The sequence below is a fragment of the Streptomyces sp. NPDC043680 genome, from assembly GCF_056436685.1.
The window spans coordinates 1-25,365 of sequence record NZ_JBWKCE010000003.1 but is presented as its reverse complement, the minus strand read 5'-3'; the positions used below and the strand labels follow the sequence as shown (position 1 = coordinate 25,365).

At 74.4% G+C, this 25,365-nt stretch carries 16 protein-coding genes and 1 tRNA gene; 10 read left to right on the top strand and 7 right to left on the bottom strand.

What is annotated here, in order from left to right; all coding sequences use genetic code 11:
* Positions 1-30: 30 nt before the first annotated feature.
* From AC0666_RS06600 to AC0666_RS06580, 5 genes are all read left to right on the top strand, one after another.
* On the top strand, positions 31-1,299 hold the full coding sequence (locus AC0666_RS06600; RefSeq protein WP_468966443.1) for an MDR family MFS transporter: 1,269 nt from the start codon (positions 31-33) through the stop codon (positions 1,297-1,299).
* 102 nt (positions 1,300-1,401) lie between these two features.
* Complete coding sequence (locus AC0666_RS06595; RefSeq protein WP_468583461.1) at positions 1,402-2,019, top strand: DinB family protein; 618 nt, start codon at positions 1,402-1,404, stop codon at positions 2,017-2,019.
* A gap of 137 nt (positions 2,020-2,156) precedes the next feature.
* A tRNA-Met gene (locus AC0666_RS06590) sits at positions 2,157-2,230 on the top strand.
* A 184-nt stretch (positions 2,231-2,414) separates the two neighbouring features.
* Positions 2,415-3,524 (top strand): PP2C family protein-serine/threonine phosphatase, encoded by a 1,110-nt coding sequence (locus AC0666_RS06585; protein ID WP_468966541.1) that lies wholly within the window; start codon positions 2,415-2,417, stop codon positions 3,522-3,524.
* Between the two features lie 291 nt (positions 3,525-3,815).
* Positions 3,816-4,823: a M23 family metallopeptidase gene (locus tag AC0666_RS06580; RefSeq protein WP_468966446.1), complete on the top strand. Its 1,008-nt coding sequence runs from the start codon at positions 3,816-3,818 to the stop codon at positions 4,821-4,823.
* Here AC0666_RS06580 and AC0666_RS06575 read toward each other — a convergent pair.
* From AC0666_RS06575 to AC0666_RS06560, 4 genes are all read right to left on the bottom strand, one after another.
* Complete coding sequence (locus tag AC0666_RS06575; RefSeq protein WP_468966448.1) at positions 4,732-6,030, bottom strand: PrsW family intramembrane metalloprotease; 1,299 nt, start codon at positions 6,028-6,030, stop codon at positions 4,732-4,734. The genes AC0666_RS06580 and AC0666_RS06575 overlap by 92 nt on opposite strands.
* Positions 6,031-6,070: 40 nt before the next feature.
* The gene (trmB, locus tag AC0666_RS06570; protein ID WP_468966451.1) at positions 6,071-6,883 is read right to left on the bottom strand and encodes a tRNA (guanosine(46)-N7)-methyltransferase TrmB; all 813 of its coding nucleotides are present in this window, start codon (positions 6,881-6,883) and stop codon (positions 6,071-6,073) included.
* Positions 6,884-6,988: 105 nt separating this feature from the next.
* Positions 6,989-8,194, bottom strand: a complete 1,206-nt coding sequence (gene lhgO / locus AC0666_RS06565; RefSeq protein ID WP_361715942.1) for an L-2-hydroxyglutarate oxidase — start codon at positions 8,192-8,194, stop codon at positions 6,989-6,991.
* 67 nt (positions 8,195-8,261) lie between these two features.
* Positions 8,262-9,992 (bottom strand): NsdA family TPR-like regulatory protein, encoded by a 1,731-nt coding sequence (locus tag AC0666_RS06560; RefSeq protein ID WP_468966454.1) that lies wholly within the window; start codon positions 9,990-9,992, stop codon positions 8,262-8,264.
* Between the two features lie 648 nt (positions 9,993-10,640).
* Between AC0666_RS06560 and AC0666_RS06555 the strand changes: the two genes are divergently transcribed.
* Entirely contained in the window at positions 10,641-12,818 is a 2,178-nt protein-coding gene (locus tag AC0666_RS06555; RefSeq protein ID WP_478707196.1) for an asparagine synthase-related protein, read from the top strand.
* A gap of 97 nt (positions 12,819-12,915) precedes the next feature.
* A complete protein-coding gene (locus tag AC0666_RS06550; protein WP_478707195.1) occupies positions 12,916-16,191 on the top strand; it encodes a BTAD domain-containing putative transcriptional regulator in 3,276 nt (1,091 codons plus the stop codon).
* Here AC0666_RS06550 and AC0666_RS06545 read toward each other — a convergent pair.
* The gene (locus tag AC0666_RS06545; protein WP_478707194.1) at positions 16,178-18,172 is read right to left on the bottom strand and encodes a sigma-70 family RNA polymerase sigma factor; all 1,995 of its coding nucleotides are present in this window, start codon (positions 18,170-18,172) and stop codon (positions 16,178-16,180) included. The genes AC0666_RS06550 and AC0666_RS06545 overlap by 14 nt on opposite strands.
* 218 nt (positions 18,173-18,390) lie before the next feature.
* Positions 18,391-19,164 carry a TetR/AcrR family transcriptional regulator gene (locus tag AC0666_RS06540; RefSeq protein ID WP_468966465.1) on the bottom strand — a complete coding sequence of 258 codons (774 nt, stop codon included), beginning with the start codon at positions 19,162-19,164 and terminating at the stop codon, positions 18,391-18,393.
* A 340-nt stretch (positions 19,165-19,504) separates the two neighbouring features.
* Between AC0666_RS06540 and AC0666_RS06535 the strand changes: the two genes are divergently transcribed.
* Both AC0666_RS06535 and AC0666_RS06530 read left to right on the top strand, forming a co-directional pair.
* Positions 19,505-20,920: an NAD(P)/FAD-dependent oxidoreductase gene (locus tag AC0666_RS06535; RefSeq protein WP_361715682.1), complete on the top strand. Its 1,416-nt coding sequence runs from the start codon at positions 19,505-19,507 to the stop codon at positions 20,918-20,920.
* Between the two features lie 180 nt (positions 20,921-21,100).
* Positions 21,101-22,867: an ATP-binding SpoIIE family protein phosphatase gene (locus tag AC0666_RS06530; RefSeq protein ID WP_468966546.1), complete on the top strand. Its 1,767-nt coding sequence runs from the start codon at positions 21,101-21,103 to the stop codon at positions 22,865-22,867.
* Positions 22,868-22,929: 62 nt separating this feature from the next.
* On the opposite strand, the gene AC0666_RS06525 is transcribed toward AC0666_RS06530, so the two are convergent.
* Entirely contained in the window at positions 22,930-24,261 is a 1,332-nt protein-coding gene (locus tag AC0666_RS06525; protein ID WP_478707357.1) for an MFS transporter, read from the bottom strand.
* Positions 24,262-24,385: 124 nt separating this feature from the next.
* On the opposite strand from AC0666_RS06525, the gene AC0666_RS06520 reads away from it, so the two are divergent.
* Positions 24,386-24,922: a MarR family winged helix-turn-helix transcriptional regulator gene (locus AC0666_RS06520; protein WP_361715679.1), complete on the top strand. Its 537-nt coding sequence runs from the start codon at positions 24,386-24,388 to the stop codon at positions 24,920-24,922.
* Positions 24,923-25,365: the final 443 nt, after the last annotated feature.

The following is a 25,365-nucleotide window of genomic DNA, read 5'->3' as shown; positions in this document are numbered from 1 at the left end:
CCTCATCCCCCCATCGAGAAGGAGCCCCCCATGGCCGGCGAGGACCCCTTGCGCCGACGATTGCGTGACCTGCCCAGAAGCGCCTGGGTGATCTTCTCCGGAATGTTCCTCATCAAATTCGGCAATTTCCTCAACGTATTCCTCGTGCTGTTCCTGGTCGCCCAGGGATTCTCCGCATTCCAGGCCGGTGTCGCCCTCGGATTCGTCGGAGTCGGCGCGTTCATCGGAAACGCCGTCGGCGGTACGGTCGCCGACCGGTTCGGCCGGCGCACCGCCATCGCGGTGTCGATGTTCGGCAGCAGCGCCGCCACGGCCCTCGTACCGCTGACCGACGGACTGGTCGCGACCACCGCCCTCGTCGGGCTCGTCGGCGTCTTCGCCCAGCTGTACCGGCCCGCGGCCGGTGCCCTGCTGGTCGACGTGGTCCCGGAGAAGCAGCGGGTGACGGCCTTCGCCGTGCTGCGGCTCGCCATCAACGTGGGCATGGCGGTCGGCCCGCTCGTCGGCGGCCTGCTCAGCGGTGCCTCGTACACGTACGTCTTCCTCGGCGACGCGCTGTTCTCCTTCGCCTTCGGCGCGCTGGCCCTGGCCACGCTGCCGGGCGGCCGGCCGCCCGTCGAAGCCCCGGCCGCAGACGGCGCGGACACCGGCGCCAAGGGCCGGGCTGGGAAGGGGGGTTACCGCGAGGTGCTCACCGACCGGCCGTACCTGCTCTTCCTCGGCTCGATGGTCGCCGCGACCTTCGTCTACGGCCAGTCCACGGCCACGCTGCCGCTGCACGTGACCGACGCCGGCTTCGACAACAAGGTCTACGGCCTGCTGCTCGGCCTGAACGCCCTGCTCTGCGTGGTCATCGAACTCCCGCTGACCAAGCACACCGAGCGCCGCAACCCGCGCCGGGTGATCGCCGCCGGCCTGGTCCTGCTCGGCCTCGGCATGGCCCTCACCGGAGCCATGCAGGCCATCTGGCTGCTCGCGCTGACGGTGGTGGTGTGGACGGTCGCCGAGACGGTCTACACCCCGATCGCCAACGCCTACCCCGCCGAGTTCTCACCGGCCCACCTGCGCGGGCGCTACCAGGGCGCCGAGGGCATCGCCCACACCCTCGGCGGCGCCCTCGGCCCGGCCGTCGGCGGACTGCTCTACGGCATCTCGGCGCCGCTCCACTGGGTGGTCTGCGCCGCCGTCGCCGGCCTCGGCGCGCTGCTGGTGCTGGGCGCCGACCCGGGCAAGCGGGGCGGGCAGGACACCGCCGCCGCCACCGCCGCCGAGGCACCCGAGCCGGTTCCCGCCGCCTGACACCGCCCGGCCCACGGGTCCGTACCGCACGCCTCCGGACACCGACAGACCCCAACACCCCCCACACCCACCACAGCCGTCACCACCGAAAGGCCCAGCCACATGACCACCCCCACCGCACCGGCGGCAGCCGACGTGCACCGCATCGACATCCCGTCCGCCACCGAGGACCCCGCGGCCTACGTCAGCGCCCTGCTCGAAGTGGCCGGCGACCGCGACCCGTTCGACGTCCTGGCCAAGACCCCCGTCTGGGCGGCGCAGCTCTTCGCCGACCTGCCCACCGAACTCGCCGAGGCCGTCCCGGAGCCGGGCGAGTGGCCCGCCGCCTTCATCGTCGGCCACCTCTTCGACGTCGACATCGTCTACGGCTTCCGCTGGCGCCTGGTGGCCACCGAGGACAACCCGGTCTACCCCGGCTACGACGAGCAGCTCTGGGCCCCGCTGCCCCGGCTCCCGTTCCGCCAGATGCTCGACGCCTGGACCGGCCTGCGCGCCTCCAACGTCGCGCTGCTCGCCGCGCTCCCGGCCGAGGACTGGCAGCGCACCGGCCGCCACGGCGAGCAGGGCGGCGAAACGATGGAGGTCATGATCCGGAAGGTCATCGGCCACGACATCGCGCACATCAACCAGATCTACCGGGCCATCCGGCTGGTGCGCCAGGCCGCCGGCCTCGACGTCGCCGAGCTCGACGCCACCTACGAGTCGCTCGGCCTGCGATAACCGACGCCGCCGGGTGAGCGGGACGTACTTTGACCCGGATGCGCGGCTCTGACCAGGGGTTATGTCATCCGCCGGGGCGGCGGCGCGGTTAATTGGCGGTGACCGTCCCACGGATGGCGTAGGGTTGTGTTTACCGACGCGGGGTGGAGCAGCTCGGTAGCTCGCTGGGCTCATAACCCAGAGGTCGCAGGTTCAAATCCTGTCCCCGCTACTCCGTACGAAGGCCCGGTTCCCTTGGGAACCGGGCCTTCGTCGTTCCCCGGCCCCCTGACGCGAGCTCACCCGCTCGGCTCAGGCCCGGTCGCCGTACGGTCCCCGCTGCGGCGAGCCTGGAGGGCGAGGCGGCAGCGGCCCGCCCCCGTGCGAGCACCGGTCAGGAGAGCAGCGTGGTGGGGCTGGGCGGCGGCCTACAGGACGAGAACGGGCAGGCGGGAGCCACCGGGAACCGGGTGGCCCGGCAGGTGGTCCGCGTTCTCCCCGCCGTGCTGATCGGGGCCGGCCTCGCCTTCGACCTGGTGACCCCGCCCAGCTACACGGGATCCCCCTTCTTCTCCGCGGCCCCGCTGGTCGCCGCACCCCTGTTCTCCCTGCGGGCCACGGCCCTGGTCGGCGCCCTGGCCTCGCTGACGGTGGTGCTGCTGCACCTGTACCACCGGACCGGCTGGCACGGTGAGCCGCTGACCGAGCTGGTGACCGTACTGACCGTCTCCGGACTCGCCCTGCTGATCAACCGCGTGGTGCGGCGCAGCGGAGAGCGGCTCGCCTCCGCACGCGGCATCGCCGAGGCCGCCCAGCGCGCCGTGCTGCCGAAGCCCCCCGAGCGCATCGGGAGCCTGCAGGTCGCGGCCCGGTACGAGGCCGCGCAGGCCGACGCCTTCATCGGCGGGGACCTCTACGCCGTCCAGGACGGCCCGTACGGGGTGCGGTTGGCGGTGGGTGACGTACGGGGCAAGGGGCTGGGCGCCGTGGAGGCCGTGGCGGTGGTCCTCGGGGCCTTCCGGGAGGCGGCGGAGACGGAGCCGACCCTGGAGCGGGTGGCGCAGCGGCTGGAACGGGCACTGACCCGGGAGGGTGTCCGGCGTGACAGCCTGGACGCGGTGGAGGGCTTCACGACGTGCGTGCTGGGGGAGATCCCGCCGGACGCCGGCGTGCTCCGGCTGCTCAACCGGGGCCACCCCGAGCCGCTGCTGCTGCACGCGGACGGGACCCTGGCGGTCCTCGCCCCGGCGGAGCCGGCCCTGCCGCTCGGTCTCGGCGAGCTCGGAGCCGGTTCGGACCGCGCCGAGGAGTGGCCCTTCCCGGCGGGATCCACGCTCCTGCTCTACACCGACGGGCTCACCGAGGCCAGGGACCGGTCCGGCGCCTTCTACGATCCCCCGGGCCGGCTGCGCGGCCGGGTCTTCTCGGGCCCCGCCGAACTGCTCGGCGCCCTCAGCAGCGACGTGCGCCGGCACACGCAGGGCAGGGCGACGGACGACATGGCGCTCCTCGCGGTGGCGGTGTGACTGTGCGCAATGAAACGAGCGCTGTACGTAAGGAAGGTGACGGGGTGTCAATGTCTGGCGCTGGCCGAAGAGATGCGCAACCACGCTGAACTTTGCCCAGTATTGAACCGCTTTACGGCATAAGTCCAGGCCAAAGCCCCGCCGGGCATGGCTGATTACTGTGAAGCTTCCCCCGCAACAGCTTGGAATCACTCCCCCGCGTCTATTACCGTTCGATAACGCAGCGCGGTCGTCCCAGCCGTCGCAAGAGACGGCGCCGTGCGCGTGCGCGTCCCTGAGGAGTGTGCCCCGGTGGCCTCCAACGTGCCTGCCCCCGAGGGCGTCGAGATCGAGGAACCGCCCACGGCGGGAGCCTGGGGTGAATGGAACCCCACCGAGGACTCCGCCCGCCCGCTGCGCGGCAGGCACCGGGTCGCCAAGCAGCGCGGGGGACTTGCGCGCAGCTCCACCGTGCTCGGTGTCGGCGTCATCGCCGCGGTCGGGGCGGGCGGTATCGCCACCGCCCAGGACCGGCCCCAAGTCGCCATATCCATACCCTCGTTGCCCGACCTGGGACTCACCGGAGGCGGCCAGGGCGCCTACGCGGCGGCCGCAGCCGACCGCGTCGACGCGGTCTCCGCGCAGGCAACCGGCGCGCACCAGGCCGTCGCCGACCGGCAGCCCGATGCGGGCGAGGCCCTGCGCCACCGCATCCTCCAGCAGGCCGAGTCGCAGCAGGACGCCGCCCAGACGCAGGCCCGCGCGGAGGCGGAGCGGCTCGCCCGGGAAAGCGCCGCCGCCGAGGCCAAGGCCAAGAAGGAGGCGGCCGAGAAGGCCGCGGAGGACGCCCGCGCCGCCGCCGAGCAGGCGGCGAAGGAAGCGGCCGAGGCCAAGGCCGAGGAGGAGCGGCTCGCCAAGATGGCCGGCAACTACTCCCTCCCCACCTCCGCCTACACCCTCACCTCCCACTACGGCGTCGCCGGCTCCATGTGGTCCTCCGGCTACCACACCGGCCTCGACTTCGCCGCCCCGACCGGCACCCCGGTCAAGGCCGTGGCCGGCGGCACGATCACCTCGGCCGGCTGGTCGGGCGCGTACGGCTACCGGATCGTGCTGGAGCTGGAGGACGGTACGGAGATCTGGTACTGCCACCTCTCCTCGATGTCGGTGACCTCCGGGCAGGTCGGCACCGGGGAGACCATCGGCCGCGTCGGCGCCACCGGAAACGTCACCGGACCCCATCTCCACCTGGAAGTGCGCAAGGGCGGCTCGACGGTGGACCCGCTGGCGTGGCTCCAGTCCAAAGGCCTGAGCGTCTAGGGGCCCTCGCGGCCGGTACGGGGACCCGCGCGGGCGGGTCGAACCGCACCGGGAGCAGCTCCTCCAGCACCGCCGCCCGGGACAGCGCGGGCCCCGCCGTCGCCCTGCGCCGCCACAGCCGGTGCAGCAACTCCCGTTCCTGTCCGGCGAAGTCGGGCTCCCGGCCCGCGCCCCCGCGCCGGGCCCGGTACCGCAGCAGCGCCAGCGCGGCCGCATCCGCCGCGTACAGGGCGACCACCCGGCCCGCCGCCCGGCCCCCGCTGCGCCGGGCCAGCGCACAGGCCAGCGACCGGGCCGGCACCGAAGCCAGCGCGGGCACCTCGGCCGGACCGAACCAGCCCGCGGCGGCGTACACCGCCAGCTCGGCGGAGACGGCCCGCAGCCGGCCCCGCCGTATGCGCACGGCCAGCCACAGCAGCAGCCCGAACACGGGGACCATCACGCAGCCGTAGACCCAGTAGAAGCCGTACTCGCCCAGCCGCGAGGAGGCGTTCCACAGCGCGTGCAGGCCCATCGCCGCCGCCAGGCCGAGCAGCGGCAGCCCGAGCCGGCGCAACCGGCCGCCGGTGCCGAGCGCGGCCGCGCCGACCCCGAGGCCGGTGACCACGGTGAACAGCGGGTGCGCGAAGGGCGAAAGCACGATCCGCACGAAGAAGGTCGCCGCGGTCAGCGAGTCCAGCGCGGGCGTGCCCTTCGCCAGGTCCTCGCCGAAGGCGTTGCCCAGGTAGAGGATGTTCTCGGTGAAGGCGAAGCCGGTCGCCGTGAACCCGGCCACCACGAAACCGTCCGCGGGCCCGGTGAACTGCCCTCGGCGGAAGGCGAACAGCAGCAACAGCGCCGCCGCCTTGGCGCTCTCCTCCACCACCGGGGCGATCGCCACCGAGCCGAGCTCGTCGGCGTGGGAGGGGTCGGCGGTCGCCGCGGTGATCCACTCCGTGGCGAAGTCGTTGGCCAGTATGGCGATCAGCGCCGCCGTGCAGGCCCCCCACCCGAAGCAGAACAGCAACTGCGCCCAGGGGTGCGGGGCGGCCCGGCCGAGCCACCGGAACGCCGCCATCAGCAGCGGCACCGGAAGCACGGCCAGACCGAGGCCGACGAAGAAGCCGGGGGTGCCGGTCTGCTGCCGTACGAGTTCGAGGATCACCGGCCCCGTCAGGCAGAGCACGGCGAGCACGCACGAACGGACACCGGGAAGCGCTCGGACCACATGATGACTCTAGCGAGCGACTCCGACACGTGGAGTGACGTTACGGCTTCTCCACCCGGCGGAAGAGCAAGTCGTGTACGACGTGCCCCTTGTCGAGGCCCTGGCCCTCGAAGCGGGTGAGCGGCCGGAAGTCGGGCCGCGGCGCGTAGCCGCCGTCCGGCTGGGTGTTCTCGAACTCCGGGTGTGCGGTGAGGACTTCGAGCATCTGCTCGGCGTACGGCTCCCAGTCGGTCGCGCAGTGCAGGACGGCGCCCGGGGCGAGCCGGGTGGCGGCCAGGTCGAGGAACTCGGGCTGGATCAGCCGCCGCTTGTGGTGGCGGGCCTTGGGCCAGGGGTCGGGGAAGTACACGCGCAGCCCGGCGAGGGAGTCGGGCGGCAGCATTTCGCGGAGCAGGATGATGGCGTCGCCGTTCGCGACGCGGATGTTGGTCAGCCCGTTCCGCTCGGCGAGCGCGAGGAGGTTGCCCTGGCCGGGGGTGTGCACGTCGGCGGCGAGGATCCCGGTCCCGGGGTCCGCCGCGGCCATCTGCGCGGTGGCCTCGCCCATCCCGAAGCCGATCTCCAGCACGACGGGCAGCCCGCCGAACAGCTGGTCGAGATCGATCACGGAGTGCCCGTCGATGTCGAGCCCCCAGGTGCCCCAGAGCCGCTTCAGGGCTTCGCCCTGCCCGGTGGTCACCCGGCTGCGGCGCGGCTGGAAGCTCCGGATCCGCCGCTCGTGGTGCGAGCCGGCCGGGTCGGGGGCGGGCCCGTCGGGGAACCGCGGCTCGGTCCGCCACTTGGGGGGCACGTGGGCGTTCGCCTCCGGCAGGGCTTCCGGGGCGCTGGGCTGGGGGGTGAGGGACTCAGACACAATCCCCAGATTCTACGACCCCGCCCCCGGCCGGGCCCGCCGCCGACCGCCGGGCCGCCGGGAGGCCCGCCCGATCCCCGGGCCGCCGGCCGCACCCGTTCCCGGTCAGGCGCCGTGGAGGGTGCCCAGAGCGCGGCGGGCGATCTCGCGGCCGATCGGGAGCGAGGCCGTGGCCGCCGGGGAGGGGGCGTTCAGCACGTGCACGGTCCGCTCCGCGTCCCGGATCAGGAAGTCGTCCACCAGCGTGCCGTCCCGCAGCACGGCCTGGGCCCGCACCCCGGCCGCCGCCGGGACCAGGTCCTGCGCCGTCACCGCCGGCAGCAGCCGCTGCACCGCCTGCGTGAAGGCCGCCTTCGACAGTGAGCGCCGGACCTCGCCCGCGCCGTACCGCCAGTGCCGTGCGGCCATCCGCCAGGCTCCCGGCCACGCCAGCTCGTCCGCGACGTCCCGCGGCCGCACCACGCCCCAGCCGTACCCCTCGCGGGCCAGCGCCGGCACCGCATTGGGCCCGACATGGACCCCGCCGCCGATCCCCCGGGTCAGGTGCACGCCGAGGAAGGGGAAGGCGGGATCCGGCACCGGATAGACCAGCCCCCGCACCAGCCCGGGCCGCACCAGGTCGTAGTACTCCCCGCGGAACGGAATGATCCGCATCCCCGGGTCGTCCCCGGCCAGGCGGGCCACCCGGTCGCACTGCAATCCCGCGCAGTTCACCAGCACCCGCGCCCGGACCACCAGCCCGGTGGACGTGCGGACCGCCACCGCGGACGGGCGCCGCGAGATCAGCTCCACCGCCCCGCCGTAGACGATCTCCGCCCCCGAGGACTCCGCCAGCTGTCGCGCGACCTGCCCGTAGTCCACGATCCCGGTGGTGCCGACATGGATCGCCGCGAGGCCGCGCACCTCCGGCTCGTACTCCGAGATCTGCGCCGGGCCCAGCTCCCGCACGGGAATGCCGTTCTCCCGGCCCCGCTGCACCAGCGCGTGCAGCCGCGGCAGCTCCTCGCGCCCGGTGGCGACGATCAGCTTCCCGGTCACCTCGTGGGCGATCCCGTGCTCCGCGCAGAACTTGACCATCTCGGCGGCTCCGCGCACGGCGAAGCGCGCCTTCAGCGATCCCGGCCGGTAGTAGATCCCGCTGTGGATGACCCCGCTGTTGCGGCCCGTCTGGTGCCGGGCCGGCCCCGGCTCCTTCTCCAGGACCACCACGCGGGTCCCCGGAGCCAGCCGCGACAGGGCATACGCCGTCGACAGGCCGACGATCCCACCGCCGATCACCAGCACGTCACCGTCCACGCTGCCGCTGCCCATGCCGCCCGCGCCGCCCAAACCGCCACCTCCCACCCCTGCATACTGCACCCCGCCACTGACAGCGCGGCTACGCGGGGGCCACCAGCAGTGGCCGGGCCCGCTCCCGCAGCTCCGCGACGCGCGGCTCGTCCCCGTACGGCTCCAGCCGGTGCAGCAGGTCCCGTACGTACTCGGTCGTCCGCGCCGAGGAGATCCGGCCCGCCACCTCCACCGCCCGGGTGCCGGCCGCGCACGCCGCGTCGAGGTTGCCCGACTCCAGCTCGGCGACCGCGCTGACCACCAGCCGCAGCCCGTGCGAGCGCACGTACTCCTCCGTGGGGCGCGACAGTGCCTGCTCGGTGAACCGGCGCACCTGCCGGGGCAGTTTGAGGTCCCGGTAGCATTCCGCCGCATCCGCCGCGAACCGGTCATACGAGTAGAAACCCAGCCAGGTCGGATCCGGGTCCCCCTCCCGCGCCCGCTCCAGCCAGCCCTCCGCCGCCCGCAGGGCCGCCCCCGCGGCCGCCGAATCGCCCGCCTTCGCGTGCGCCCGCGCCTCGACCAGCCGGAAGAAGCTCATGGTGCGCGCCGTGGCCAGACCCCGGTTGCGCTCGACGGCCGCCTGGGCGAGGTCCACCCCCTCGTCCGGAAAGTCCCGGTACGTCGCCTGGAGCGACATCGAGGCCAGCACGTACCCGCCGAGCGGCACGTCCGCGGCGGCGCGGGCCAGCCGCAGCGCCTGGATGTAATAGCGCTGGGCGGCCTCCTGCTGGCCGGTGTCGAAGGCCATCCACCCGGCCAGCCGGGTCAGCTCCGCGGTGGCCCCGAACAGCGCGCGGCCCACCTCGTCGGAGTACGAGCCGAGCAGCAGCGGGGCGGCGTCCACGCGCAGGCACTCCGGCACCATCGAGGAACGCCAGTCCCCGCCGCCGTACTTGGAGTCCCAGCGCCGCGCGTCCTCGGCGGCCTCGCGCAGCTTGGCCACGTCGGCGTGGCCGACCCGCTGCGGCGAGGCGTCCGGGAGCGCGAGGAGGGCGGGGGGCGGGGCGTGCGGAGTTTCGCCCGAAGGCTGCGCGGGCACAACCGGAGACGGCGACACCGCCGGCCCCTGGGAAGGGGCGGCGGGAGTCGCCACCACCCTCGCACCCGGTCCGCGGGGCGCCGGGGTCTCGCGGGACGCCACGGTCTCGCGGGCCGGCAGCGCCTCGCGGGAGGGCACGGTCTCGCGGGACGGCACGGTCTCGTGGGCCGGACCGCCCGTACGGGAGGCCCCGGTGCCGCGCGCGCCCTCGCGCAGTGCCGCCGCCTCCGACCCCCCGGCCGCCGTGTCGCGTGCCGGGGCGGGCTCGCGCGCCACCGAACCGTCCGCCGGAGATATCAGCCAGCGCGAAGCCGGCGTCGCATACGCGGACACGGAGAAGGAACCGGCCAGCGACTGCCAGATCCCCCCGCCGCCGCGCCGCCCGGCCAGGTCGAGCCGGTAGAGGTCGGTGGCCGAGCGCACCGCCGCCCCCACGTCCCGCGGGAACGCCAGGCCCACCTCGGGCGCCGGGTCCGCGTCCGCCAGGCCGATCTCGTGCAGGGGCACCGGCCGCCCCAGCTTCGCGCCGATCGCGGCCGCGATCAGATGCGGGGCAGCGCCCTGCGGCACCATCCCCTTCGACACCCACCGGGCCACCGACGTCTTGTCGTAGCGGAGCGTCAGGCCGCGCTGCGCGCCGAGGTCGTTGACGCGCCGGGCCAGCCCGGCGTTGCTGATGCCCGCGAGGGCGAGGACGGCGCCGAGCTTCTCATTGGGCTCGCGGAGCTCCCTGGACATGCGCCACCCCTCGTCACACGCGGAACGCATACAACGCATAAGCCGCCGGGGCATAGGCGCCCGGCATTTCGTAAACCCAGCGTAGTTCCCCGCCTCCCAAGCGTTAAGGCCCCGACTTCCGTATGGCGAGATTGTTGTCCGCGTGCACAGTCCGGCCGGGGCCCGCGCCGGCGGCGCACGCCCCCCTGCCGTGCTCCCGCCGTGTGGCCGTGCGCCCGCCCGTGCGCTCTGGCCGGTCGCCGGGCCCGGCGATTCGATGTGCGGTGCGTGGGTCGGCCCGCTGCGTGGATCAGGCGGGCCGGGGGATGCCGCTGCCTCAATCCCCGCGGGTGGCGGAACGGTCCGGGGGGCGATCCCGTCCCCCGGACCGCGCCCGCGTACCGCGAGGACGAGCGCCGCAGTGCGCCCGGCAGCACCCAGTACGGCCGAAGAATGGCCGAAACCGACCTATGGGACGGTGGGAACGGAACGCCAAATACCGTGTTGCCGCGGCGTGTCCGTCCACATGTGCGCGCTCCTCCGCCCCTCTCGCACGCCCGTCTCGTGGCAGCATGGACCCCGAGCCACCCGGGGTCCGTACGGCCGCGCCCTCAGCGCCGGCCAGCCGCTCATACCCCGGTCATGTGCCCACGGGCTGGGGAGGCGGCGGTGCGCTGGTTGGTCGGGTGGAGCAGTATCGCCGCGAGCTTCGGCACGGCCGGGCGGGTCTCCGTCCAGGACGGCGGATACGGCTTCGACGGCCCGGTGACCGGCGGGATCGCGGACGCGGACCACCCCCATGACCCCGGTGATCCGGCCGCCCGTGACGCCGACCGCACCGTCGTGCCCGTCGGCGCCCAACTCCTGTGGGGCGACCCGGACCCGCTGTGGGCCGTCGGCGACTGGCGCCCCGACGAGATCCGCACCGCCGCGGCCGATCCCGCCGACCCCTTCACCCGGCTCGCCGTCCTCGGCTGCTGCGGCGCCACCGACGCCGAACTGCGCCGGGCGCTCCTCGCCGCCCGCGGCGGAGCCCTGCGCCACCTCACCCAGTGGTCCGGCAGCTACACCGCCGTCGTCCAGACCGGCCGCCGGATCACCGTCGTCGGCGACCTCGCGGGCGCGCGCCCCGTCTTCTACACCCCCTGGGCCGGCGGGACGGCGTACGCCACCGCCGCACTCCCCCTCGCCGACCTCATCGAGGCGCAGCTCGACATCGGCCACCTCGCCGCCCTGCTCGCCTGCCCCGACAGCCCGGAGGCACTGGGCGACGGCACACCGTACGCGGGCGTGCGCAGGATCCCGCCCGGCCACGCGCTGATCCTGCGGGAGGGCTCCCGCGAGATCACCGGCTACGAACCGGTCGCCTCGCTCGCGGTGGCCTCGCCCGAGTCCGATCCCGAGCGGGCGGTGGAGGGCGTACGCGAAGCATTGGTCGACGCGGTGCGCGCCCGGCTCACGGCTCCCCGCCATGCTCCCGACACCCTCCCCCACGACCCCGGGCCCGTGCCCGGAATGGGCCCCGCCGACCGGCGCGCGGCACGCGGAGCGCCCGCGCCCGTGCCCGGCGTGGGCGCCGACCTCTCCGGCGGCAGCGCCTCCGGGACGCTCGCCCTGCTCGCCGCCGGCCTGCCAGGAGCGCCCGGCACCATCCTCAACCGCTCGGGCGAACGGCTGCTCGCGGTCACCTTCAACGACCTCGCCACCCCACAGGGCCGCGAGGCCGAACTCGAACGCGCCCGGGCCATCGCGGCCGACCCCCGGCTGCACCACGTGGTCGTGGCCGCCGCCGAGGAAGCCCTCCCGTACGCGGACCTCGACGGGCCGCTGACCGACGAACCCGGCCCCTCCCTGGTCTTCGCCGCCCGCGAGCGACGCCGCCTCGCCGCCGGCTCGGCCGACCACTTTGTCGGCCACGGCGCCCGCCAGGTCCTCGACGCGCACCCCGCCCGGCTGGCCGACCTCCTGATGGACCGTCGCCGACGCCACCTGCTGCGCCCGGTCGCCGCCCTCGCCCGCTCGGCGCCCGGCGAATCCCTGCTGGTCCCCTTCTCCGTCTACTCGGCCGCCCGCCGGCTGGCCCGTACGCCCTACCGCACGGGCATGGAGGCGGCGGCGGCCCGGCTGCGCGAAGGCGCGGTCCGCGCCGAACCGGCCGGCCCGGTCGACGCCTCGCTGGCCGCCCTGACCTGGTCCCGGCCGGGCCCGGCGGCGGGCTGGCTGACGGGCGAGGCCCTGGCCGAAGTATCGATCCGGCTCGCGGCCGCCGCGGGCCGGCCCCCGCTGTCGCTGCGCCCGGGGGAGGCCCGGGCCCGCTCCGCCCTCACCCGCCACGCGGCGGACCACCGGGTCTTCGAACAGGCGGTGGAGGTCCGCAGCCAGCGCCTGCACGCCCCGTTCCTTGACAACCAGGTCGTACGGGCCGCCCGCGCCCTGCCCGAGTCGCTGCGGGTCCAGCCGGGGGCGCGGGCCGCGATCCTGCGCAGCGTGCTGTCCTCGGCGGGCGTGCGCGAACTGCCGCCGGGCTGGGGCGCTCCGGCCCACGCCCCGAACGAGACGGCGACCCGTCTGGGGCTGCGGGCAGCGCTCGCCTCGCTCCTGGGCCTCTTCACGGCCCCCTTGCTCGCGGACGCGGGCCTGGTCGAGGCCCGGGTGGTCCAACAGGCCCTGCTGGACGCGGCGGAGGGCCGCCCGGTCCCGCTGGACGGCCTCGCGGAGCTCGTCTCGATGGAGCTGTGGCTCGGCCGCCTCCTCGCCCGCCGCGGCACCTGCTGGACGGGCACCTCCACCCCCCGCCGCCGTGCCGTCCCCACGGGCATCCCCCACCGCCGCCCGGCCCTCTCCTGACCGGGGCCCGTGGCGGCGACCCCGGACGCGGGCGCGGGGCGGTGGGGCCGCGTTTAATCCGGGTACGCCCCCGGCAGGGGCACGGCAGAATTGAGCGGTGCGGTATCTCATCCTTGGCGTCACCGAGGCGCGCGACGAGACCGGCGCCCCCCTCCCCATCGGCGGCGCCCGGCTGCGCGCGCTCCTCGCCGCCCTCGCGCTCCGCGCCGGCGGCCCCGCCGCCGCGTCCGTGGCCGACCTCGTCGAAGAGGTGTGGGGCGACGACCCGCCCCAGGACGCCCCCGCCGCCCTCCAGGCCCTCGTCGCCCGCCTGCGCCGGGCGCTCGGTGGGCGCGAGACCGTTCGCGCCGACCCCGCCGGCGGCTACCGCCTCGCCGTAGCCGACCGCGAGGACATCGACCTGCACCGGTTCCACCGCCTCGCCCGCGAGGGCGCCCGGCACCTGGCCACCACCCCCGAGGACCCCGCCCCCGCCGCCGAGGCCCTGCGCACCGCCCTCGCCCTCTGGCGCGGCCCCGCCCTCGCCGACCTCCCCGAGCCCGCCCGCACCGCCCACGCCGCCGCCCCGGAGGCCCGCCGCAGCGCCGCCCGCCGCGACCGGATCGAAGCCGAGCTCAGAGCGGGCGCCGCCGACCCCGCCTGGCTGCTGGCCGAGATCGAGGCGCTGATCCACGAGAACCCGTACGACGAGTCCCTGCGTGCCCAGCAGCTCCGCGCCCTGCGCGCGGCCGGCCGGCCCGCCGACGCCCTCGCGGCGTACGAGCGCGCCCGCCGCACCCTGGCCGAAGGCCTCGGCACCGACCCGGGCCCCGAACTCACCGCCCTGCACGCGGAACTCCTCGCCCCACCCGTCCCGCAGAAGCCCGTCCCGCAGAAGCCCGAAACGCCGAAGCCCGCCGCGCACACGGCCCCCGGCGGCAACCTCCGCCCCCGCCTCACCTCCTTCGTCGGCCGCGAGCCCGAACTGGCCTCGCTGCGCACCGACCTGACCCGCCTGCGCCTCATCACCCTCACCGGCCCCGGCGGTTCCGGAAAGACCCGCCTCGCCGAGCACGCCGCCGCCGCCCACCGGCCCGAAGCCGCCTGGCTCGTCGAGCTGGCCCGCCTCGACCACCCCGCCGCCGTCCCCGGCGCCGTCCTCAGCGCCCTCGGCCTGCGCGAGAGCGCCCTCGTCGCCCGCGAGAAGACCGCCTCCGAGGACCCCACCGCCCAGCTCGTCGACCACTGCGCCCACCGCCGCCTGCTCCTCGTCCTCGACAACTGCGAACACGTCATCGGCGCCGCCGCCGAACTCGCCGAGACCCTCCTCACCCACTGCCCCGGCGTCCGGATCCTGGCCACCAGCCGCGAACCCCTCGGCGTGCCCGGCGAAACCGTCCGCCCCGTCGACCCCCTCCCGCCCGACCCCGCGCACCGCCTGTTCGCCGACCGTGCCGCCGCGGTCCGCCCCGGGTTCACCCCCGCCGACGACCCGGACGCCGTCGCCGAGATCTGCACCCGCCTCGACGGCCTGCCCCTCGCCATCGAGTTGGCCGCCGCCCGCCTGCGGCTGCTCACCCCGCGCCAGATCGCCGACCGTCTCGACGACCGCTTCCGCCTCCTGACCAGCGGTTCCCGTACCGTCCTGCCCCGCCAGCAGACCCTGCGCGCCGTCGTCGACTGGTCCTGGGAGCTCCTCGACGCATCCGAACGCACCGTCCTGCGCCGCCTCTCCGTCTTCGCCGGCGGCTGCGACCTGCCCGCCGCCGAGGCCGTGTGCGCCGACACCGCGGCCGAACCCGCTCTCGGCGTTGCCGACGTCGCCGACGTCCTCGGCTCCCTCGTCGACAAATCCCTCGTCCTCGCCGAGCCCGAAGCCGAACCCGGCCCCGACGGCATCGCCATGCGCTACCGGATGCTGGAAACCATCCACGAGTACGCCGCCGAACGCGCGGCCGCCGAGGAAGCCGACCGCACCGCCGCCGCCCACCGCCACGCCGACCACTACCGGGCCTTCGCGGAGACCGCCGAGCCCCTCCTGCGCTCCGGCGCCCAACTTCCCTGGATCCGCCGCACCGAGACCGAGCTCGACAACCTCCGCGCCGCCCTCCTGCACACCACCTCGGCCGGCTCCGTCGAAGCCGCCGAGCGCCTCGCCCTCGCCCTGGGCTGGTTCTGGGCGCTGCGCAACTACCGGACCGAGGGCGCCGAATGGGCCGGCCGGATCCTCGCCCTCACCCCCGCCGAACCCGCCCGCGGCACGCTCGCGTACTGGCGCTTCATGCGGCTGCGGATGCTCCACCTGTTCCTGCTCGCCGACGGCCACTCGCCCGAGCAGTTCGACACCGCCCGGAACCGGGACCTGGCCGCCCGCTTGCAGGACGTCTTCCAGCACGCCGGCCCCGAGGCCGTCGCCTTCCCCGGCATGCTGTGGCCGATGACGATCTTCCTCACCGGCGACACCATCGACTTCCGCGCCGGACTGGACGCATCCGTCGAGAACTGCCGCCGCCACGGCGACGCATGGGCCCTGGGCGTGACCCTGATGTTCCGCACGCACATCGCCATCGACATCACCGGCGGCCTGCCCACCGTCGACGCCGACCTCGCCGAACTGCACGGCATCGCCGACCGGGTGGGCGACCGGTGGATCCGCGCCCAGGTGGCGAGCGCGGCCGGCGAGGTCGCCCTCTCGCGCAGCCGCTACGACTGGGCCCGCACCGAGTACGAGGAGTGCCTGCGCCTGGCCCGCGAGGTCGGCGCCCACACCGAGTCGCCGTTCGCCATCGCCCGGATCGCGGAGACCGCCTTCTGCTCCGGGGACTTCGACGAAGCGGAACGCCTGCTCGGACAGGCGCACCACGAGGCCGCCCAGTACGGCGGCGGGAACGACGTCCGCGCCTACGGCGGGATGCTCGCCGCGCTGATCGCCCTCGTCCGCGGGGACCTCGGCGAGGCCCGGGCCCACTGCGAACTCGCCCGGGCCGCCGCCAAGACGCTCACGGCGCCCCCGCAGCTCGCCGCCGGGCTCGATCACGTGGACGCGATCCTCGCGGCCCGCGCCCACGGCCCGGCCACCGGTCTGGCCCGGCTGGGGCCGGCCCTGGCCGCCGCCGTCGCCGCGCACTGCGCGGAACGGGTCCTCGCCTCGCTCGCCGACACCGCGGCCGTCCTGCTGGCCGCCGCCGACCGGCCCGCCGAAGCCGTACGGGTCCTCGCGGCCTCCACCGCGTGGCGCGCGGGCCACCCCCGCTCGGTCCCCGAACAGGCCGCCGTGGCGGAACTCCCCGACCGCACCCGCGCCGCGCTGGGCGCCGAGCGCTACGCGAAGGAGGAGGCGGCCGGGGCGGAGCTCGCCCCGCCCGAGGTCGCCGCCCTGGTCAACGGCAGCTGATCACGCCGTCGGCCCAGCTGGCGAGCGTCGGCAGACTGCCCTGCCCGGCCCGCTCCACCACCAGCCTCAGCGACGTGCGGCCGGTGAGCGGGACGTCCACGGCGACGGCCCGGTCCGCGGAGCCGAGCGCGGCGGACTGCCAGAGCCGCTGCCCGTCGCCGTACACGGAGAACCGCACCGTGCCGTCGGTGAGCAGCGACAGGCCGTCCACCCCGGCGCGCGCCGAGAAGGCGGTGCACTGCCGGTTGAGGGCGATCTCCACGCTGGAACGGGAGCTCACGGTGAGGCCCTGCCCGAAGCGCTGCTCGCCGATCCACAGCCCCCGGCGCTGCCAGACCCAGCTGCTGCGCCAGGTCCGCAGCGCGGGGCCGATGCGGTCGCCGAAGGCCGCATGCCCGAGCCCGGCGAGCTGGAACCCCTGCGGCGGCCTCGGCACGGACGGCGTCGGCGAGGGCCGGGCCGGGCTCGGCCGCGGGCCCGGCGCCGGCGGGGGAGGAGAGGACGGCGTCGGCGTCGGCGTCGGCTTCGGCGCCCGCGACGGCACGGGGGCGGGCGGCGGCTTCGAGGCGGAGGGCGCCGGCGGAGCCGGGGGCGTGCCCGGAGCGGACGGTACGGGGCCCTGCGCCTCCACCGGATCGGGCGCGGGTGTGTTCACCGGCGCCGGCCGTACGGGCGCCGCCACCCCCGGCGCGGGCTGCGCCGGGGCTCCGGGCTCGGGATCCTCACCGACCAGCGCGAACACCACCCCGGCGGCCGCTGCCACCGCGATCCCGGCGGCGATGGCCGCCTTCGCCGGGAGCCCGAGCCCCTCGGACACCACGGCACCACCGACGCCGGCCCCGGTCCCACCCGCACCCCCGGCAGCCCCACCGGCCCCGGCCCCGGCGGCGCCCGCCCCGGCCGCGCCGGCCACGCCCGCTCCCGCCCCCGCGGTCGATCCGCCGGAGGCGGCCGCAGCAGCCCCGGCACCTCCCGCCGCCACGGCCCCGCCGGCCACCACTCCCGCCGCCTTGGCCGCATAGCCGGCGGCGAACCACCCGATGACCGCGACCGGCAGCAGCGCGGGAATGCCCGCGTTGACGTCCTTGAGCTCCCCGGCGGCCAGCCGGCACTTCGGGCACTCCTCCAGGTGCCCCCGCAGCCCGCGCTCCGCCCGCATCCGCAGCCCGCCCCGGGCATACGCGCCCAGCCGGTCCGCATACCGCGCGCAGTCACCGCCCGCACTGAGCGCCGCACTCACATGGGCCTGCAGGTACGCCTGCTTGAGCCCCTCCCTGGCCCGGCTCGCCAGTACGGCCGTCGCATTCGCGCTCAGCCCGAACAGCGGGGCGATCGCACTCGGCGAAGACTCCTCGACGGTGGTGTGCCACAAGACCGCCTGCCACCGCTCGGGCAGACTCCGGAAGGCCTGCACGGCCAGCGACTGCTCGGCCTCCCGCATCGCCCGTACGTCGGCGCCCAGTTCGAGGGTGTCGTCCCCCGACAGGCCGGACAGCCCCGACAGCCCGCCGCCCTCCGAGCCCGCGGCCGCCTGCTCCGCGAACGCCGCGAAGTCCTCGACGAGGTGCTCCCGCCGGGCCGTCTTCGCCCAGGCCGCGGCGACCCTCCGCACGGTGGTCAGCAGATACGCCCGCACCGACTGGTCCGGCCCGGCCCCGCCCCGTACCGCCTGCAGGGTCCGCGCGAACACCTCGGCGGTCAGGTCGTCCGCCGTGTGGCCGTCCCGGCAGCAGGTCCGCGCATAGCGGCGTACGGCAGCGGCGTGCCGCCGGAACAGCTCCTCGTACGCCCCGTCGTCCCCGGCGCGCAGCCGGGCGACCAGGTCCCCGTCGGACGGCGGCAGCTCGCTCCCGGACGGGCGCCCGGCGGCGTGCCGTCCGCCCGGATCGCGCTGGGCCGGCACCTGCCGGGCGTGCGGGGTCTCCGCACCGATCTCCCCGCCGACGCCACCGAGCGGCTCTTCCCGACCGTCAACGCCCATCGCGGACGCCCCCGCACGACTCACTCAACCGGTGCACCGATCAAGCCTGTCACACGGGGGGCGCGCGCCCAGGGCCCTCGCCCCACCATCCACCCGTCCGGGCAGAGTTCAGCGAAACGCCGTGCTGCCTTTCACCCGGGCGAGTGATGGCCGGGCGACGCGCCGCCGAGCCGGCGCGGGCCGACCCGACCGCCCCAGGCCGTCCGGGACCGTGGTCCTCAGGCCGTCCGGGACCGGAGTCCTTCGAGCAGGATGTCGAGCAGCCGCGACGAAGCCGCCGCCTGCTGCGCCGCGTCCGGCAGCGCCGGAGCGGCCGTCGCTATCACCAGCAGCACATCGGCCACCGTGACATCGGCCCGCAGCTCACCGGCCTCCCGCGCCCGGTCCACCAGCCGGCCGACGACCTGCAGCAGCGCGCCCGCACCGGCGTCCTGCGCGGGCTCGTCCTGCACGGCCCCGCGCGCACCGACGACCCGCAGCTCGGGCGCCGCGCCCGCCGGACCGGCCTGCCGCTGGTGCGGAACCCGCGCGGCCTCCGCCTCCTCGGCGCCGTCCTCGCCCGCCGACCCGACCCGCAGCACCTGCGGCGGCAGCAGCCGCCCGGCACCGGAGGCCACGGAGGTGCGCAGGAAGCGCGACAGCGCCTGCCACGGCTCCTCCTCCTGGCCCAGCGCGGCCTCGGCCTGCTCGGTGAGCCGGGCGGTCTCCTCGGCGGCTATCCGCCGCACCAGGACGTCCTTGCTCGGGAACCGCCGGTACACCGTGCCGACACCGACCCGGGCCCGCCGCGCCACGTCCTCCATCGGAGCCCCGTAGCCCAGCTCGCCGAAGACCTCGCGGGCAGCGCGCAGCACGTGTTCGAGATTGCGCTGGGCGTCGACGCGCAGCGGCGTGGAGCGACCCACTCCGTGCGTGGTCGGGCCCGCCATCACGCGACCGTTGGTCTCGCCCGAGAGCGCGGTCGCAGAGCCATGGAAATCGGAAATGTTCATATGTATCCCCCGGTAATCATTTGTCTCCCCCCGGAGACACTCCCCGCCTTCGCGCCGAGGGGGCCACGGTCATGTGGGCCCGGTCCTACTCCTCGACGGGATACGAACATAGTTGAGCCAGAGTCAATTCAGAAGAGGGAGCCCCGGACGGACCACCGCCCGATCGGAGCATTCACCCCCACTTTTCCGAGCCAAGCCCTCGGAACCACCCCGTACGCACCCGCTGACCTGCGAAACTCCACTCCGGCTCACGTCATCCGACAGCCCTGTCCCGGCACTCCCTCCGGTCACACAATGTGTCAGGCCTGTGGACAAACTCCCGGCCACGTTGCGTCATGGGATGGTGAAGGCTGCCAACTCCCGGGGCGCGGCCCCCGGCACCCCGCCCCGCACACGCATCCTCGTCGTCGGCGGGGGCTACGTCGGCATGTATACGGCGCTCCGGCTCCAGCAAAAGCTGAGAGCCGGCGAAGCCGAGGTCACGGTGGTCACACCCGAGCCGTACATGACGTACCAGCCCTTCCTCCCCGAGGCCGCCGCCGGCTCGATCTCCCCCCGCCACGTGGTGGTCCCGCTGCGCCGGGTCCTCAACAAATGCCGCATCCTCATCGGCGAGGCCCGGCACATCGACCACGCCAAGCGGACCGCCACCGTCACCACCCTCGCCACCGACGAGGAGGGCACCGGCGGCGTCGAGATCGAGTACGACGAACTCGTCCTCGCCCCCGGATCCATCTCCCGCACGCTCCCCATCCCGGGACTCGCCGACTACGCCATCGGTTTCAAGACCGTGGAAGAGGCCATCGGCCTGCGCAACCACGTCATCGAACAGATGGACATCGCCTCCTCCACCCGCGACCCCGCCATCCGCGACGCCGCCCTCACCTTCGTCTTCGTCGGCGGCGGCTACGCGGGCGTCGAGGCCCTCGGTGAACTGGAGGACATGGCCCGCTACGCGGCCCGGTACTACCACAACGTCAAGCCCGAGGACATGAAGTGGGTGCTGGTCGAGGCCAGCGACCGGATCCTGCCCGAGGTCGGCCCCGAAATGGGCGTCTACACGATCCGCGAACTGCGCCGCCGCAACATCGACCTGCGCCTGGAGACCCGGCTCGAATCCTGCGAGGACCGCGTCGCCGTCCTCAGCGACGGCACCCGCTTCCCCACCCGCACCGTCGTCTGGACCGCCGGGGTCAAGCCCCACCCCATCCTCGCCGCCACCGACCTGCCCAAGAACGGACGCGGCCGGCTCGCCTGCACCGCCTTCCTCACCGTCGAAGGCGTCGAGCACGCCTGGGCCGCCGGCGACGCCGCCGCCGTCCCCGACATCACCGCCGAGGCCGGCCGCGAATGCGCCCCCAACGCCCAGCACGCCGTCCGCCAGGCGAAGGTCCTCGCCGACAACCTCGTGGCCTCCCTGCGCGGCGAACTCCTGACCGAGTACGCGCACAAGTACGCCGGCTCCGTGGCCTCCCTCGGCCTCCACAAGGGCGTCGCCCACATCTACGGCCGCAAGCTCAAGGGCTACCCGGCCTGGCTGATGCACCGCGCCTACCACCTCAGCCGGGTCCCCACCTTCAACCGCAAGATGCGCGTCCTCGCCGAATGGTCGCTCTCCGGCCTCTTCAAGCGCGAGATCGTCTCCCTCGGCTCCCTCGAACACCCCAGGGCAGAATTCGAACTCGCCGCAGGCGGCGGCCCCAAGGACCCACCGTCCAGACCCGCCCCCAACCCCCCGCAGGACAGCCAGGGCTGACGTTGTCAGTGCGGTCGGCCACACTGGACGTGTGACCATAGGTGGGGTCACCCCTGCACAGAGTGACACCCGCAGAGTGACACCGACAGCGTGACACCGCCCCGCGTACGACCCCTTGGGGTACCCCCAGCGGTAGCCGGGGAACAGCGACCACTTGCGACACCACGAGGCTTGAACGCAGTGAACTTCACGCGCTGGAGCGCCCGGTTTCCCGGAACGCAGCGCCGCGCCGCCGCCCGGTCCGAACACGCCGCAGCCCAGGCCAAGCGGGGCGAAGGCGCCGTCCCGGCAGCCCGCGGCGCCGCCGGCCGCCCCGCCACGACCCCGGACGGCGCCCCCGCCGACGCCACCGTCCGGGGCACCGGCCGGGCGGCCGCCCCCGGCGCGGGCACCGTCCCGGGCAGCGGTGTCCTCGCCGCCGTGCCCTCCCTCGACGAGCTCTCCGTACGGGAGGTCCTCGGCCGGCTCCCGGCCCTCGTCGCCCTCGTCCACGGCCCCGAGCACCGCGTCGCCTACGTCAACGACGCCTACACCGCCGGCTTCGGCCCCCGCCCCGCCGGCGCACCCGCCCACGAGGCCCTCCCCGAAATCGGCGAGCTCGGCCTCCTCCCGCTCCTCGACCAGGTCCAGCGCAGCGGCAAACCCCGAACCGCCAAGAACCGCACCGCACCCGGCGGCGGCAGCTCGTACACCGTCACCTGCACCCCCGTCGAATTCCCCAAGGCCGACCCCGACACCGACGGCGACCCCCACCACACCGGCGTCCTGATCCACCTCGCCGACGTCACCGACCACGCCGAAGCCGTCGACCGGCTGCGCGCCAGCGAGCGCCGCCAGCGCGAAGCCGCCGTCACCCTCCAGCGCTCCCTGCTCCCCCAGGAACTGGAACAGCCCGACGACCTCCGCATCGCCGCCACGTACCAGCCCGGCGGCACCGAAGCCGCCGTCGGCGGCGACTGGTACGACGTCATCACCCTCGGCGCCGGCCGCACCGCGCTCGTCATCGGCGACGTCATGGGCCGCGGCGTCCGTGCCGCCGCCGTCATGGGCCAGCTGCGCACCGCCGTCCGCGCCTACGCCCGCCTCGACCTCCCGCCCCACGAGGTGCTCCAGCTCCTCGACGGGCTCGCCGCCGAGATCGACGCCAGCCAGATCGCCACCTGTGTGTACGCCGTCCACGACCCCAACGAGGGCCTGCTCGCGTACGCCTCCGCCGGCCACCTCCCGATCCTGGTCCGCGACGAGGACGGCACCGTACGCCGCGCCGCCGACCCCACCGGCCCGCCGCTCGGCACCGGAGGCTGGCTGCACACCTCGGGCACCATCGCGCTCGGCCCCGGCTCCACCGCCGTCCTCTACACCGACGGCCTGGTCGAACGCCGGGGCGAGGACATCGACGAGGGCGTCGCCGCCCTCGAACGCGCCCTCTCCGGCGCGCAGGGCACCCCGGCCGTCATCTGCGACCGTCTGATGCGCGCCCTCGGGGTGGACGCCGACCACGACGACGACGTCGCTGTCATGGTCCTCCAGCAGCCCAGCCGCACCGGGTCGGACGCCGAGCTCTTCCACAACGCCGCCCTCGAACTTCTCGGCGGCATCGAGGCCGCCCCGCGCGCCCGCGCCTTCGCCCAGGGGGTCCTCACCTCCTGGCGCTTCCCGGTCGAGCTGTGCGACCTGGGCGTCCTGGCAGCGAGCGAGCTCGTCGCGAACTCCCTGCAGCACGGCACCCCGCCCATGCGGCTGCGGCTGCGCCGCACCGACCGCCGCCTGATCATCGAGGTCACCGACGGGGACGACCACCTCCCGCGCCGCCGCCGCGCCGAACCGGCCGACGAGACCGGCCGCGGCATCTCGATCGTCGCCACCATCGCCTCCGCCTGGGGCTCCCGCCGTACGCCGGGGGGCGGCAAGGCGGTCTGGTGCGAGTTCGCCCTCCCGGACACCTAGACGGGACGCGAAAAGGGCCCGGTCCACCCGGACCGGGCCCTTCCTTCGCCGTTCTTCCGCGGTCAGACGACCGCAGGCTCGGCGGCAGGCGCGACCGCTGCGGACTTCACGGCCGCCGCGGCCGTCGTGGCCTTCGCGACGACTGCGGGCGCAGGCGCAGCCGGCTGCACCTTCAGCAGCGCCGGCCTGTCCTGCACCGCGCTCAGCTGCGTGCCGAGCCGCAGCGCCAGCCAGGCGATCCCGAGGGAGACCGCGACGAAGACCCCGATGTAGAGGACCGGCACCCCCGCCCCCAGCGGCACCCCCAGCGGCCCCAGCGCCAGCGCCATCTGCTTGACCAGGGCGAAGGCGGAGTTGTACTGGCCCACGGACCCCTCCGGCGCCAGGTCGGCCACCAGCGGAGCCAGGGTCGGCGACAGCATGGCCTCGCCGATGCCGAAGAGCCCGTACGTCGCGACGAACGCGGCCGCGGCCATCACGGCACTGCCGTGCCCGAGCCCCGAGAACCCGGCGATGAGCCAGGCGACGGTCCAGATCAGGCCGACCAGCGCGATCACCCGTGAGCGGCGCCGCTGCTCCACCAGCTTCAGGACGACGAACTGCGCGAGCACGATCGCGCCCGTGTTGGCGGCCAGCGCGAAGCCCAGGGTGGACGGGGAGATCCCGGCGGCCTCGGTACCGAAGGCGGCGAGGCCCGACTCGAACTGCCCGTAGCAGGCGAAGAAGATCACGAAGCCCAGGACGAGCAGCTTGACCATGGCCCGGTGCTGCAGCAGCCGCTTCCAGGCCCCGCCCGACTGCGCCGGGTCCCGCGGTACGGCGTCCTTGATGCCGGGGGCGTGCGGCATCCGTACGGTCAGGATGACGCCGGCCAGCACCAGGAACATCACGGCCTCGATCCCGAACAGCAGCGTGAAGCTGCCGGGCCGGGTCTCGTCGACGATCTGGCCGCCGATGAGCCCGCCGATGCCGAGACCCAGGTTCTGCATGAAGAACTGCAGGGCGAAGGCGCGGGTCCGCGTCGTCGGGGTCGAGCACCACACGATCATCGTGGCCAGCGCGGGCTGCATGACCGCCTGCCCCGCACCGAGCGCCAGAGCGGACAGCAGGATCGGGAGCAGCCCGGTGGAGAACCCGAGGGACAGCGCACCGGCGGAGGCGGCGACGGCCGCACCGATGACCACGGGGACGGGACCGCGGCGGTCGATGACGCGACCGGTGAAGGGCAGCGCGACCAGGGCGGAGACGGCGAAGGCCACGAACGCGCTCGTGGCGGCCATGGAGCCCAGACCCCGCACCTGCGCCACGTAGATGTAGAGGAACGGAACCGTGAAGCCGATGCCGAACGCGGTCAGCGCGTTGCCGGCCTGGATCCGCCGCATCGCAGCGCCCATCACCTTGGTCACTTCTCACCTGTCCTGGAGATCTGAAGCCCGAAGACTTCATAGCTAAAGTTCGATGGTTAACAGTACACATCGAAGGAGTTAGATGCCAACGAGCTCATGCGATACTTCGTCCATGGGTGACATCCCCGACGGCACCGCGCCCGTCCACGAGCCGAGCCTCGACGAGCAGATCGCCGTCTATCAGCGCGAGTTCCAGGACCTGGACCCCCAGGTGGAGAAGGTGGTCTCGGCGCTCAGCCGCCTCAACCGCCGCATGAACGTCGCCTACGGACGCCAGACCGCCGCCCTGGGCATCAGCAACGCGGAGTGGGAGGTCCTCAAGGCCCTCGTCATCTCCGGCGCCCCCTACCGGATGGGCCCGAGCGAGCTGGCGAAGCAGCTGGGCCTCACGCCGGCGGCGATGACCCACCGGATCGACCGCATGACGGCAGAGGGACTGGTGACCCGCGAACGGGACGAGTCCAACCGGGTCCGCGTGATCGTGGAGCTGACGGACGAGGGCCGCAGCAAGTGGCTCGACGCCATGCGGGCGGCCACGGTCTTCGAGGAGGACCTCCTCCAGGACCTCTCCACGGCGGAACGCGGGGTCCTGGGCGACATGCTCACGCGGCTCCTGGAACGGGTGGAGGACCTCCAGTCCCGGACCTGACGAGGTGCACCACGCGTGGGGTTGACACGGCCCCCTCGGGTCCGTAAGGTTCTTCGAGTTGTCCCTGAGCCGAAAGGTTTTGGCGACGACACATCCCGCCGCCTCGTTGCGGCACCCAACTCAGCACGATCTCCCCTCGGGAACACATTCGGCATGCCCGAATTAATTTCCGAAAAGGCCGATTATGAATCGGTCGGGAAATCCACTAGAGTTCTGGGAGTCGGAAGGGCCCAACAGCCCGGAAGACAAACCCCGCTGACTGGGGGTCAGGCCCGAAAGAGTCTGATAGAGTCGGAAACGCAAGAACGAAGGGAAGCGCCCGGAGGAAAACCCGCGAGGGTGAGTACAAAGGAAGCGTCCGTTCCTTGAGAACTCAACAGCGTGCCAAAAATCAACGCCAGAAGTTGATACCCCGTCCACTTCGGTGGATGAGGTTCCTTTGA

Bases quoted from the DNA above. Each gene is read 5' to 3' on its own strand.
- AC0666_RS06535 (WP_361715682.1), top strand. From the start codon at position 19,505: ATGGTGAAGGCTGCCAACTCCCGGGGCGCGGCCCCCGGCACCCCGCCC.
- AC0666_RS06540 (WP_468966465.1), bottom strand. From the start codon at position 19,164: ATGAACATTTCCGATTTCCATGGCTCTGCGACCGCGCTCTCGGGCGAG.
- AC0666_RS06560 (WP_468966454.1), bottom strand. From the start codon at position 9,992: ATGTCCAGGGAGCTCCGCGAGCCCAATGAGAAGCTCGGCGCCGTCCTC.
- AC0666_RS06600 (WP_468966443.1), top strand. From the start codon at position 31: ATGGCCGGCGAGGACCCCTTGCGCCGACGATTGCGTGACCTGCCCAGA.
- lhgO (WP_361715942.1), bottom strand. From the start codon at position 8,194: ATGGGCAGCGGCAGCGTGGACGGTGACGTGCTGGTGATCGGCGGTGGG.
- AC0666_RS06545 (WP_478707194.1), bottom strand. From the start codon at position 18,172: ATGGGCGTTGACGGTCGGGAAGAGCCGCTCGGTGGCGTCGGCGGGGAG.
- AC0666_RS06520 (WP_361715679.1), top strand. From the start codon at position 24,386: ATGGGTGACATCCCCGACGGCACCGCGCCCGTCCACGAGCCGAGCCTC.
- AC0666_RS06595 (WP_468583461.1), top strand. From the start codon at position 1,402: ATGACCACCCCCACCGCACCGGCGGCAGCCGACGTGCACCGCATCGAC.
- AC0666_RS06525 (WP_478707357.1), bottom strand. From the start codon at position 24,261: ATGGGCGCTGCGATGCGGCGGATCCAGGCCGGCAACGCGCTGACCGCG.